Below are 13600 nucleotides of genomic sequence, written 5' to 3'. Positions count from 1 at the left end.
AGGTCAATCCATCATCAATGAAGATCGCTTTTATTTGTGGATCTATGGAGCCAGGTTTAGATGGCGTTGGCGATTATACACGCAGATTGGCAGCAGGGTTGTTGAATAAGGGCTATGATGTGCTGATCATCTCTTACAAAGACCGGAACACTAATACTGTAACGGAAGAAAGGCAGTGGGTAGACAAAAGGGGGGTTGATGTTATAAGGTTACCCCAGAACTTGAAAAGGCAGGAGCGTTGCATAGCTCTAAAAGACTTTTTAACAAAATTTGATCCACAATGGATCAGCTTACAATACGTTCCTTATAGTTATCATAAAAGAGGTATCGCTTTCAGCTTGCCAAGTGAGCTCCAAGCTGCCTTTAAGAAGGCGAAAGTTCATATCATGTTTCATGAACTTTGGCAGGGAGAGTCGAACGAAAGCACTTTTAAAGATGTGATACTTGGGCGCTTACAAAAAAGCGTGTCGTTGGATTTGATTACGCGCTTGAAGCCACGAACTGTCACTACCACCAACGAGTATTATAAGCGCTGTTTTGAGAAGGCCAAAATTAAAATTGATAAGATACCGGTATTCAGTAATATGCCTAAGGGCGATGTGTCGGGTGAAGCTATCTTGTCAAAACTACCCACCAAGGTCTTGGAAGAACGGGAAAAATATATTATCGCCGGATTCTTCGGAGGTTTTCATTTTCATAATGACATATCAACGAGATTGACGGAGTTTCGTGACAAGGTCAAACGATCTTTGGGAAAAGAGTTATTAATATTACATGTTGGACGTAGCGGTGGAATCGAAACGGTCTTTAGAGATATTAGTGAAAGAACGGAAATAGAGACCTGCGTTTTAGGTGAGTGGCCTGAACAGGATATTGCTGATCTGTTCACACACATAGATGTAGGTTTGTCAAATTACCCAAAAGTGTTGTCTGAAAAGAGCGGTAGCATAGCAGCATTATTGAACAATGGCTGCCCTGTAATGATCTTACGGAAGGGCTTTGAACATGACATCCGGAATGTAAGCGAGATCAAAGAATTAATCGAGATAACCGATATAAAAACATTTATCGAGCAAGTCAAAGATTTTAAATATGCTTACGACGTTCAGAACATCGTAGAACGTTACCAACGAATATTTGTATAGTATAACGATATGACAGTAGGGCTGATCACTACAAATTATAACACCTGGGAACTCACGTCAAAGTGTATCGAGAACTGCATGGCATTTGCTGATGACACCATCGAACAATTTGTTGTGATTGATGATCATTCTACCCAGCCGTTCGAGAATCAGTTTAAAAATATTAAGCTTATACGCAATTCGGAAAATCTGGGCCTCGTTAAAAGTTTGAATAAAGGGTTACAAGCGGTTGATACTGATCTGGTGATCTTATTCGATTCAGATGCTTGGCCATTGGAGAACTACATATTAAGGACCAAGCAATATTTTGACGAACATCCTGAAGTTGGTATAGCAGCGTACACAACTGAGAATGCTTCAGGGCGTCCTGCGATAGCCTATGAGCCAGAACCAGATGCTATGAGCCTGATCTTAGGGCAGAAGTTACATGGATATTATCAAAAGCTCTTTAACAATGAGCCGAAACAAATAACGGTGTATACCTGTGCTATGGTGTTGCGCAAAGAGGTCATTCAACAAGTAGGTGGGTTTGACGAAAGTTATGACTGGCTTGAACTCGACCATGATATATGCATGAGCGCGATAAGAAAGGGCTGGAAGATAGGTATCATTCCGGTTAGAGCATTTCACAAGGGTAGCGGAACCCCACAAAAGGTAAGTAAGCGAGTGATCAGGTTCTACCAAAACAGGATGAAGCTTCTGAAGAAATTCAATAAGTATCCAGCAAAATATTTATTAAATACTTTGATCGTATCTCGGCTAATGGTCGAATATTTATCAATAAATACCATAGGCAGGTTCAAGATGTCAAACGAGATAAGAGAAGACAAATCTTATTCTCGATCAAAATTGATCTCAATGTTCTTGAAAGGCGAAGTGTGATAATGAAGGTCGAATCGTCACATAAAACGATAGCAGGATGGACATCCATTTTTATGGATTGCCTGCGTATCGTCGCGGCACTTATGGTATTCATAGGTCATGCTTACGCGCAATGGTACTCAAAATTAGGTTATAATTATGGTGCAATTGATTGGGGGCACGTTGCAGTAGTTGTCTTTTTCGCCTTATCAGGATACGTAATAGCTTACACGACAACTGTAAACAATAGAGGGCCAATAAATTACGCGCAAGCAAGGTTGAGTCGCCTATACTCTGTGGTGCTTCCAGCAGTTATTATTACTTTCTTGATAGAGTTGATAATTTCTTCTGATGCCGAGTTGGCAGCTCATTTTACCCGTGGTCATTCCTGGCCAAGATACGTCGTCTCAGCACTTTTCATCAATGAGGTGTGGTTTTTTTCAGCATCTCCATTACTCAATGGTCCACTTTGGTCTTTATGCTTTGAGTTTTGGTATTACTTTATATTTGGCCTGTACTTATTTAAATCAAAAAAAGTAGGAGGATGGTTATTGCCATTATTGGCATGTGTGATAGCAGGACCTAAAATACTGGTGATGATGCCTATTTGGATAATGGGTAACATTGCTTATCGTGCGAAGTGCCCTATAAAAAATAGAAGAATATCTTGGATGCTGATTGCCGTGTTTATAATGTTGATCTATATCCTAGTTATATTTCTCCCGGGATTACCCTCACACATAGGGAAAGCCCCCTTGTTTTTTGCAAGTCAGTTCATCACTGATAATATCATCGGCATCGTTGTAGCTACGATTTTATGGTTGCTACCAACCTATCAAGTTCAACAAAATAAAAAAAGTAAGCTCGTTGAAGTCGTACGAAAGCTGGCTGACCTAACCTTCCCACTTTACGTTTTACATGATCCTTTTCTCGTGTTATTTCGTTGGTTTTCAAAAACTAGGTATTATGACGGTATGCAAATGTGTTTAGGCATACTATTCGCTCTTATGATGAGTTTGTTTTTCGGCTACATTATGGAACGAAACAGATATCGTTGGATAGGACTGTTTAAGAATATATTCTCGAAAGGCAGATTATATTATTCACAAGTAAGTAGCGATCGACGGCAGTTATGAGGATACTTCTTATCACACATAAATTTTACCCTCATGTCGGTGGGACTGAAGCGAACGCAGAATTCTTAGCACAAGCTTTTTGCGACAAAGGGGCTGAGGTGCACTTGATTACTTGGACCAAAGAAGTCGGAGATAAAAGATTTCCGTATATCGTATTACGTGAGCCGTCGTTTTGTCAATTATGGAAAGAGCATCTTTGGGCTGAAGTCGTGTTTGAAAATAGTCCCGTACTTCGCTTATCGTGGCCGGTACTATTTACGCGCAAGCCTTTAGCTGTTTCATTAAATACCTGGCTGACCACTGAAGGAAAACCGCCCGCGCTACAGAGTAAGGTCAAGTTTAAATGGTTGAAACAAGCTAAGGTAGTGGTAGCTGTTAGTGATGCTATCAGGAAAGACAGTTGGCAAGATGCGGTGGTGATAGAGAACGCTTACAATGACAAGCTATTCTCAAAAAAATTAATTGACTTTGAAAGGAACGGCTCGTTCGTTTTTTTGGGTCGGCTTGTATCCGATAAAGGTGTAAATTTGGCAATATTGGCACTTGCATCTTTGGTCAAGAAATATGCTTTGTCTAAAATGGATCACAGCGGACTCAAGCTTACGGTGATAGGTGACGGTGTTGATAAGCAAAAGCTACAAGACCAGGCTTTCGAGCTAGGGATTAGCGAACGAGTAAGTTTTGTAGGTTCGTTAAGTGGCGAACCTTTAGTGAATATCCTTAATGAGCACAAGTATATGCTCATACCTTCCGCTTGGCGCGAACCCTTTGGAATAGTGGCTTTAGAAGGGCTGGCATGCGGATGTATACCTATAGTAGCTGATGGCGGTGGGCTACCCGATGCCGTAGGCGCGGCAGGTCTGGTATTCAAACGTGGCGATGTGACCGACCTGGCCGATAAAATGGAGATGCTGCTGAATAACGATGGATTAAAAAATAAATTAAAAAACGCATCGGCAAACCAGCTTAGCACACACTCACCTGAAGTAGTTTCGCAACGCTATTTTGAACTTTTACTATCGATCACTGATAAAAGGCGATGAAAGTAATTTATACAGCTCCCAACCGTGGACATCATTACCGTTATGCAACAGCATTAAATAATGCAGGAATATTGCATAAATTTGTTAGTGGCTTTTCAAGATGGAGCCCGAGAGCGGCTATACCTGATATCGGCAATAAACTAATCAGAGCTGATATATTACAAAATATCTATTTAGCCAGTTTGAAATTTAAGGTCCCTATAAAAGTAAGCGCACATTTGGCCTATTTAGCGAAGGTTCAGCAAGATAATATTTGTGAACGCCATATTGAGGAAGCAGATATTTTTATGTTTTACAATGGTAGTGGCTTGAACACATGTAAAAAAGCAAAAACACTTCCAGATACGATAACGGTAGCTGAAGCTGTAAATAGTCATGTGCATTATCAGGAAGAATTGCTTAAAGATGAATATCTTTCGTTGGGTCTGCCCTGGCAGCCGTTCGACGCGGCGGAAAAGCGTCGACGTATGGAAGAATTTGAGATAGCCGATCGTATATTACTTCCATCAGAATTTGTTAAACGCAGTTTTATAGGATTAGGATTTCCAGCGGACAAGCTGATCAAGGTGCCTTACGGCTTCAATAGAATGAGTAAGGGTGTGGAAGACACATCTAATGATATTAAGAGAAGTTTTACCATCTTATACGTAGGTAGTATATCTGTTAGAAAAGGACTTCGCTATCTTATAGAAGCTTTCCGAAGCTTCAAGCACCCAAATAAAAAGTTGGTCATTGTTGGGCCGAAGGCAAAAGCAAGCGGGTTAGAAGATATATCTATTCCCGAAAGTGTTATTTTTACAGGGCCACTTAAAGGAGATGACCTGGAAAATGCCTATAGATCAGCTGATGTTTTTTGTCTGCCGTCCATTGAAGAAGGCCTAGCCCTCGTTTTAGGCGAGGCTCTTTCATTCGGTATTCCTATCATCGCAACGCAAAACACTGGGGCTGATGACATCATCACTGATGGAGAAGAAGGATTCATTGTCCCTATCAGAAATGGTGGCGCCATAGCTGAGAAGCTGCAACTGCTGGCAGATGATGATGGTGTATTTATGCAAATGAAGGAGAGAGCCTTAATAACAGCATCAAGTTTAAAGGGGTGGGATGAGACCGAACATTCACTTGTTGAGGAGTTAACTAAACTTTATACTGCAAAATAATTTAAGATCATCAGTGAGGAAACCAGATAAAAAGAATATGGAACAGGTCAATGCTAAGAGATTACTCTATGCATTGGTAACGGTTCTTATATTCGAAGGACTGATTCGTAAACTTGTGCCCTCCTCCTTAGGCCTTTCAATATTTTTCTTAAAGGATATACTTTGTGTTATCGGGTTGTTTTTTGTGTTGAAGAATGCAAGATTTAGCAAGTTGCTCAACCGGATTAATGACAAAGTTAAGAATACATTTTCGTTATTTATTCCCATTGTGCTTATGACATTGATAAATGGTGGGCCTATACTAGCAATATTCGGTCTTAAGCAATATTTACTATTTTGTGTAATCGGTTTTCTGACTCCTATAGCTTATCCACCTAATAAGATCAATGATTTTAAGACGTTCGTTTTCTTTTTAGTGTTGACCTTGTTCCCAACTGTTGGAGTTGCAACTTTACAAAACTCGTTACCATCAAGTCATTGGTTAAACTTGAGCGTTGACGGAGGGTCTTTAGAAGCATTCTCTGCTGCAGGTAGATTACGTGTAAGCTCGACATTTTCCTTTACTGGTCAATTTTCATGGTATTTAGTCTTAGTTTGTCCCTGTTTGGCTCTTTTACTCTTACTACCAAAAGATAAAACTGCGAAGTCATTAAATCCAATCACAAAAATCATATCGATTGGTGCAGTGATATGTCTTTTCGTAGGAGCCTTCATAACTGGTGGCCGCACTGCAGTGTTGGGATGTGCTACAACCCTGATCTTAGGGTTTGTTCTGGCCAGCTTTCGCTCCCCCGGGAAGTTAGTGAAGCGTGGTGCGATTGCTGTAGCCGTCTTGATTATTGGTACTGGAGCCATTAGAATAGCTAAGCCTGAATATTTTGAAGCGTACGATGCCCGTTCTCAGGGATATGGAGGTCGTACCCAATCTGAAGAGATTCAGTCACGTGTTGAGGATAGTTTTTTCAGTTGGACCAAATGGGGGATGCAACAAGATATGATATCGATTTTATTTGGTAACGGTTTAGGTATATTAAGTAACGGTTCTGAGAAATTGAGCAACTATGCTGCGGCAGCTAAGCAGTCAGCCTTCGCAGAAAGCGATGTAGACGTTACTTTTTGGGAGGGAGGTGTTTATTTAATGCTTATCTGGTATTTTTTTAGGGTGTGGTTGATAATTTTTTGCTTTAACGTGTGGAAAGGCATAAAAGATGAAGATTGGGCGGTGGCTGCCTCGTTCTTATTATCATACATAATTTTGAATGCACTTATGAGTGCCATAGGGAAACAGCCTCCTTTAAACCTTTGGCTTTGGTTGATGGTGGGGTGTATCATCACTGTCAAAAATTATACAGATTACGTTGAAAGTTTAAAGAAAGATAAAAAAAGAGTGCTGTCTCCCGTCTATAATCACATGTCAAAAACATTACAAAATGTCAGATAAGAAACTTCGGTTCGCGATTGTATCCTCACACCCGATACAGTATTGGTGTCCCCAATATGTAAGTTTTGCAAAGATCCCAGGTCTTGAAGTTAAACTTTTTTTCGCCTCTGCCATGGGTTACAAGAGCTACCTGGATAAGAATTTTGGACAGGAAATAGTATGGAATAATTTACGTCTTGATGAGTTCGATCATATGTTCTTGAACGGAGACGCGGTATTGCCTTCTACAGCACAGCTTGACGCGCCTAACCTTGAAGAAGAGCTTGAGCTTTTTAAACCTGATGTTGTTCTGAACTACGGTTATTACCATAAGGTGCAAAAGCGTTTATACAACTGGGCATCATCTAAAAAAGTGCCTATCGTTTACATGACCGATGCCGAGAACAGGCAGAAGCGTAAACTGTGGAAAAGCATATTGAAATACTTTTACCTCTCTTGGCGCTTCCGTAAGATCAGCTATTTCTTCACTATTGGTGATGAGAATGAATCTTACTATAAGACCTATGGAGCCGACCCGAAAAAGTTTATCAGGATGCACCATCCTATCGATATCGATTTTTACAAAAATGCCTATGAAGATCGTGTCACGTTAAGAAAGGATATTCGTGATCGCTATGATATTCCTGAGAGAGATTTCGTGATGTCGGTAGTAGGCAAATTAGTGCATTGGAAGAACCAGTCCCATTTGATCGACCTGCTTTATGACTTGGAGAGCAAAGGCAGGAAGGCTCACGTGATCATGCTTGGTTCTGGTGCGATGATGGATGAACTGAAGGAGAAAGCTAAAGGGCTAAAGCAGAGTAGAGTACATTTTGCCGGTTTTGTAGATCCATTACAATTGCCGAGCTTCTATGCGGCGAGTGATCTTTACGCCCATCCAGCAAGCATAGAGCCTCATTCGTTGGCTATCAGTGAGGCGGTGTATATGGGCTGTCCAGCTATTATTAGTGATCGTTGCGGTAGCTATGGTCCTGATGATGACGTGCAGGATGGAAAGAACGGATACGTTTATGAGTTCGGTAACATCGCTCAACTATCGCAACAGGTCATTAAATTGATGGACGATGAAGTATTACGCCATAATTTTAGCGAATATTCTCACCAGATCGCTGTGAAATTTCAGGAGCGCTCCCACCGGGGCTGCATCGATGAGTTGCGAAGTAGAATGGGGTTCTGATCACCGTTATGCATATAGTGCTTTTCACACATCCTACCTTTTTAGGCTCGCAAAGTATGCCGAGGTTCGCCTCTATGCTTAGCAATGGCATGAAGGGCCGCGGGCACACTGTAGAGGTATGGGCTCCGGAGCCTTTGTTTTATAAGTTGCCGATCTATAAGAGCTTAAAAAAATGGATGGGATATATTGATCAGTACATGGTGTTCCCTGCTCAGGTTAAGAAAAGGTTATTAACTTATGCCGATGATACCTTATTTGTATTTGCTGATCAGGCTTTGGGGCCATGGATTCCATTGGTCGCTGATCGTCCGCATGTCATACATGCGCATGATCTACTGGCACAACGTTCAGCATTGGGTGAAATTCCCGAGAATCCAACGAGTGCGACCGGAAAAAAATACCAAGATTACATACGAAAGGGATATAGTAAAGGAAAGTATTTCATTTCCGTATCCAAGAAAACTCAGCAGGACCTACATGCCATGTTGGGTCGTGAGCCGGAAGTATCAGAGGTCGTATATAACGGATTAAATCAAGGTTTTAGGCCTCAAAATGTTGTAGAAGCACGTCAAAAGATTAGCTCTGAGCTCAAGGTGAATGTTACGAAGGGCTATCTATTACATGTTGGCGGTAACCAGTGGTACAAAAATCGAGAAGGTGTCATACAAGCTTACAACGCTTGGCGATCAGAGACGACCACTCCTTTGCAGTTGTTAATGATAGGGCCGTCGCCGTCTTCAAAGTTACAAGGGCGTTGCGATACTTCACCTTACAAGGATGATATCATGCTGCTAAGTGGAAAGAATGATGAATTTGTTAAAAGCGCATATTGCGGGGCTTCACTTTTTCTGTTCCCATCGCTTGCCGAAGGTTTTGGATGGCCGATAGCTGAGGCTATGGCATCGGGCTGTCCCGTTATTACGACAGAAGAAGCCCCTATGACAGAAGTGGGGGGATCCGCCGCATATTACGTTCGCCGTAAGAGCTTTGAAGAGAATTGGCACGAGTGGTCGAATGATGTAGCTAAAGTGATCGAAAGTATCTTGGATCTCCCAAAGGAAACAAGAGAAAGAGTGATAGAAGCTGGTATTGATAATGCCAAAAGATTCGATACTGAAGAGTCGCTTAAGCAAATAGAAGCGGTTTATGCACAGGTTTTAAAAAGTACGAAAAAGTTGGCTTAAGATAGATGAAGATATTACACATAGCACCTGCTTATAAACCAGCTTACATTTACGGTGGCCCTACCGAATCTGTGGCGCGATTGTGTGAAGCACTTGCAGCGACCGGCCATACTGTCGATGTATACACAACTTCTGCTAATGGAAAAACAGAGCTTGATGTGCCATATAATAAATTTATGGACGTTGACGGCGTGAACGTCATTTACTTTAAGCGGCTTACCGGCGATCCCACTAACGTAACCCCAGGTTTATGGAAGGCATTGTTAAAAAACGCCAAAAGTTACGATGTTATTCATATACATGCGTGGTGGAATATACTGAATCCTGTTGCCGCGCAGATTTGTTTTACAAAAGGAAGGAAGGTGATATTGGCTCCGCGAGGTATGCTTAGTACCTATATATTTAAATCTGGTGCGAGTATGGCAAAAAGGCTTACCTACAAAATGTTCGGTAAGGCTATATTGACCAAGTGCTATTTACACGCTACTTCAGATGCTGAGCTTAAAGAATGCCGCAAGTTGATACCCGGTTGGAAAGGGTTCATGTTACCCAATGTTATTGCCCTGCCTGAGTTGCCGGTCAAGCATCAGGTAAATGATGTTTTTACGTTGATCTTTTTATCTCGGATCCACCCGAAAAAGGGTTTAGATATACTGTTCACTGCCATTAGTAAGCTGAGCTTTGATGTAAAATTACAGATAGCCGGCTCGGGCGAGAATGGTTATATTGACGAGATGAAAGCCTTGGCTGCGCAGTTAAAGGTTACAGATAAAATTGAATGGTTGGGTTGGATGGACCGCGAGGAAAAATTCTTGCGCCTGATGCAAGCCGATCTTTTTGTACTTACTTCGCTCAATGAGAATTTCGCCAATGTGGTGATAGAATCATTGCATGTTGGTACAGCGGTCTTGGTATCTCAGGATGTGGGTCTCGCCGATTTTGTGAAGAACAAGGAAATGGGATGGGTAAGTACATTAGAGGTTAATGATGTAGCTGACAAATTGACCCAAGCGTATGCAGACAAGGTCAAATTATCCAATATCAGACAAAACGGACGTTCGGTGATACAGCAAAACTTTTCAGAAAAGGTACTTAGTGAGGAGTATATTAGCGAGTACAAAAAAATAATAACGCAGTAATGTTTTACGCTCTCTAACGCTACCATGACAGAAAATATATATGACCTTTGCGTTATTGGCAGCGGGCCGGCAGGGATCATCCTGGTGCTCGAATATGCCAAACTCTACCCTGAGAAGAAGATCTTATTCGTGGAGTATGGTCACAAAGGTCAAAAGCCTACCAATCAGCTTGACGATACGATTAAGATTGACAATTTGACCAATCACCACGAACCTTATGAGTGTACCAATAAAGGATTGGGCGGCTCGTCGGCTACATGGGGCGGAAGGTGCGTGATGTATGATGAGGTGGACTTTATTGACCGCCCGGCGGTAAACGGTGGTTGTACGTGGGACCGATCTTTATTTAACGAGGTAAAACAGTTTTTGCAAGCCACATGTGATTATTTTGAATGCGGTGAAAGTATCTTTGACTTAGATGATAGTAATGAATTTAAAGGCACCCGAATCACCGAAAATTTTAAAGTAGGAGTTGTCACTGACACCGCTATTGAGCGCTGGAGCATGCCCACACGTTTTGGCGCCCGATATGAGCAGGAGATACTGAATAACGCCAATATCACACTACTGCAGGGTTATGAGGCACGCGAATTTGCTGAACCCGATATTACAGGGAGGGTTTCTTCAGTAAAACTTAGAAGTACTACTACGTACGAGGTCAAAGAAATAAAAGCCGAAAAAATAGTACTGGCCGCTGGTACTCAAGAAAGCACCCGCATACTGTTACGTAACAAACAACTTTTTAGCTTATTGCCACAACCACCGGCTGCATTAGGTAAATATTATCAGGGACACGTATCAGGCAAGATCGCTTCGGTAAAATTCAATGGAGACCCCAAAAAAACAGAGTATTCATTCCTGCGCGACAAGGATGGCGTTTATCTGCGACGTCGTTTTCAATTTGATACCCAGTATCTGGTAAATAATAATCTGCTCAACACAGCAATGTGGCTCGATAACCCTCTATATCATGATCCACAGCATCGTAGTGGGGCTATGTCGTTAATGTATTTGGCCATGATCACTCCAATACTTGGTAAAAAGCTGCTGCCGCCTGCTATCGCGCACAGCATTACGAAAGGCACTGTGAAAGGTGTTAACAAGCATATTTGGAATGTTATTAAGCAGTTCCCGGGCTCGGTGCTAACACCTGCCACGATATTTTACAAGCGGTTCCTTTTAAAGCGAAAATTGCCAGGCATATTTTTGTACAGCGGTCAAAACAGATACGCCCTGCACTTTCACGCAGAACAAACTCCAGAAGAGTATAATCGTATGGAACTTGGCGCTGACGGCGAACAATTAAACATTCACTATACTTTGTCAGACAAAGACGTGTCATCGGTGATCGAATTGCACGATGCATTGGACAAATGGTTACGCAAAAACAATTGTGGTCAACTGGAATATTGGTATGAGAAAAATGAACTCCCCAACGCGATCAGAGGAGTATCGCGTGACGGGATACATCAGTCGGGTACCACGCGTATCGCCGACTCTCCTGATAAAGGAGTTGTCGACAGTGATCTTAAATTGTTTGGTACCAGTAACGTTTATGTGTGCAGTAGCTCGGTATTTCCAACTTCGGGACAGGCCAATCCAACATTTTTTTTAGGTGCTTTTGCCGTCCGGTTAGCGCATCATTTAACAAACTGATCAAATGAGGAAAGTAGAACTTATTCCGGGTATCAATTCTTCCGCACTTGGTTTCGGTTGCGCGTCTATCTTAGGTGCTACTGATGCCAAAACAGCCGAGCGCGGTGTTAAATGCGCCTTGGACCACGGGATAACGCATTTTGATCTGGCCCGTTCATATGGTTATGGTGAAGCCGAACAATTTGTAGGTAAACTGGTCAAAAGTAAAAGGAATGACTTGGTTATAGCCACCAAATTTGGTATAAAAGCTAATTGGAAAGCGCAGCTGCTTAAGCCGGTCAAACCTATAGTTCGTGCCTTGAAAGGTAATAAGCCAAAGCCTGCGCCAACTGCGGCCATGCAAAGTGTAAATACTGAGACCGCCATACTCAACCGTTTTTTTGACCGCATATCACCATTACGCGGCCAGGACATGCAGGTCAACCTCCACAAAAGTTTGCGTGCGTTGGGTACTGACTATGTTGATGTATACTTTGTACACGAACCTAACACCTCGCTAATCTATATTGATGAGTTATTGGAGACAGCAGAAAAGCTGAAGAAGGAAGGCAAGATAAAAGCCATTGGTTTGGCCTATAATCAGTCGCAGTTGGATTTGCATCAAAGCTATATCAATAAATTCGACGTTCTGCAATTCAACGCTTCTCCTGGGATGGACGAGTACGAGGATATCAAGCACAATAGAGGTGACCGACGAAATATCTTCTTTTCCGCTCTTAGCGGTGGCGACCGTTCGATATCGGCCTCTGATAAATTAAAAAAACTCTACCAGGATTTTCCAAATACGGTGATCCTTTGCTCAACATTTAACGAAAAGCACCTGGCTCAAAATGCTGATATTGCCGGGTAATAAAAGCTATTAGACATGGACAACGTAAGAGTCGACAGACTGCAAGCCCTCATCCTTACCAAAAATGAGGAACCCAATATCAAACGTGTGCTTGATAAACTTACGTGGATGGATCGAGTAGTGGTATTAGATAGTTACAGCACCGATAAGACGATTGATATATTGCGAGGTTACTCAAACGTTGAAGTTCATTATCGTAAATTCGACAGTTTTGCGCAACAATGTAATTATGGTTTGGAATTGCTTACAAGTAAATGGGTCTTAAGTTTAGATGCCGATTATGTGCTTACGAATGCATTTATTAGTGAGACGAAATCTATTGTGAACGACGACGCCGATAATAACGTAGGCTATTTCACGCGCTTTGAATTTTTGGTTTTTGGGCATCAGCTGACCAGCAATAATACTACTCCACGTGCTGTGCTATTCAAGAAGGGGGAAGGTTCATATTTTGATGATGGCCATGCTCACCGATTGCAGATCAATGGCCCTACCGGAAATTACAAGGCTAAAATATTGCATGATGATCGTAAATCTTTGAGCCGCTGGTTAAGTAACCAAGATGGATACTCTGTAAAAGAATGTCATAAGTTGCTTGAACCTGGAAGTAGGCTGTCCTTTAGCTCAAAAATTCGGAAGAATAAAGTGATCGCACCATTTTTTGTGTTCTTTTACTCGCTCTTTGTCAAAGGACTTATTTTGGATGGCTGGGCGGGTTGGCATTACACTTTGCAACGAACTATGGTAGAGATCTTAATGGCTATACGTTTGATTGAGGAAGAAAAGCTTAAAAAGGATTCCAAGTAGT

At 41.8% G+C, this 13600-nt stretch carries 12 protein-coding genes; all 12 read left to right on the top strand.

What is annotated here, in order from left to right; all coding sequences use genetic code 11:
• Positions 1-17 precede the first annotated feature (17 nt).
• The 12 genes from LLH06_RS16985 (at position 18) to LLH06_RS16930 (ending at position 13599) form a co-directional block, all read left to right on the top strand.
• The gene (locus LLH06_RS16985) at positions 18-1145 is read left to right on the top strand and encodes a glycosyltransferase family protein (protein WP_228170485.1); all 1128 of its coding nucleotides are present in this window, start codon (positions 18-20) and stop codon (positions 1143-1145) included.
• Positions 1146-1154: 9 nt separating this feature from the next.
• Positions 1155-2027 carry a glycosyltransferase family 2 protein gene (locus tag LLH06_RS16980; RefSeq protein ID WP_228170484.1) on the top strand — a complete coding sequence of 291 codons (873 nt, stop codon included), beginning with the start codon at positions 1155-1157 and terminating at the stop codon, positions 2025-2027.
• A 2-nt stretch (positions 2028-2029) separates the two neighbouring features.
• Entirely contained in the window at positions 2030-3142 is a 1113-nt protein-coding gene (locus tag LLH06_RS16975; protein WP_228170483.1) for an acyltransferase family protein, read from the top strand.
• Positions 3139-4185: a glycosyltransferase family 4 protein gene (locus LLH06_RS16970; protein ID WP_228170482.1), complete on the top strand. Its 1047-nt coding sequence runs from the start codon at positions 3139-3141 to the stop codon at positions 4183-4185. The genes LLH06_RS16975 and LLH06_RS16970 overlap by 4 nt, the downstream gene beginning before the upstream one ends.
• On the top strand, positions 4182-5345 hold the full coding sequence (locus LLH06_RS16965) for a glycosyltransferase family 4 protein (protein ID WP_228170481.1): 1164 nt from the start codon (positions 4182-4184) through the stop codon (positions 5343-5345). Before LLH06_RS16970 ends, LLH06_RS16965 begins: the two co-directional genes overlap by 4 nt.
• Positions 5346-5382: 37 nt before the next feature.
• A complete protein-coding gene (locus LLH06_RS16960) occupies positions 5383-6786 on the top strand; it encodes a hypothetical protein (protein ID WP_228170480.1) in 1404 nt (467 codons plus the stop codon).
• 112 nt (positions 6787-6898) lie between these two features.
• The gene (locus LLH06_RS16955) at positions 6899-7963 is read left to right on the top strand and encodes a glycosyltransferase family 4 protein (RefSeq protein ID WP_228170479.1); all 1065 of its coding nucleotides are present in this window, start codon (positions 6899-6901) and stop codon (positions 7961-7963) included.
• Between the two features lie 8 nt (positions 7964-7971).
• Positions 7972-9147 (top strand): glycosyltransferase family 4 protein, encoded by a 1176-nt coding sequence (locus LLH06_RS16950; protein ID WP_228170478.1) that lies wholly within the window; start codon positions 7972-7974, stop codon positions 9145-9147.
• A gap of 5 nt (positions 9148-9152) precedes the next feature.
• On the top strand, positions 9153-10286 hold the full coding sequence (locus tag LLH06_RS16945) for an XrtY-associated glycosyltransferase XYAG1 (protein ID WP_228170477.1): 1134 nt from the start codon (positions 9153-9155) through the stop codon (positions 10284-10286).
• An 84-nt stretch (positions 10287-10370) separates the two neighbouring features.
• The gene (locus LLH06_RS16940) at positions 10371-11942 is read left to right on the top strand and encodes a GMC family oxidoreductase (protein WP_228170476.1); all 1572 of its coding nucleotides are present in this window, start codon (positions 10371-10373) and stop codon (positions 11940-11942) included.
• A 4-nt stretch (positions 11943-11946) separates the two neighbouring features.
• Entirely contained in the window at positions 11947-12792 is an 846-nt protein-coding gene (locus tag LLH06_RS16935) for an aldo/keto reductase (protein WP_228170475.1), read from the top strand.
• A 15-nt stretch (positions 12793-12807) separates the two neighbouring features.
• The gene (locus LLH06_RS16930) at positions 12808-13599 is read left to right on the top strand and encodes a glycosyltransferase family 2 protein (protein ID WP_228170474.1); all 792 of its coding nucleotides are present in this window, start codon (positions 12808-12810) and stop codon (positions 13597-13599) included.
• Position 13600: the final 1 nt, after the last annotated feature.

This window comes from Mucilaginibacter daejeonensis (genome assembly GCF_020783335.1).
Taxonomy (GTDB): Bacteria; Bacteroidota; Bacteroidia; order Sphingobacteriales; family Sphingobacteriaceae; genus Mucilaginibacter; species Mucilaginibacter daejeonensis.
This window is presented reverse-complemented; position numbering and strand designations above follow the sequence as displayed.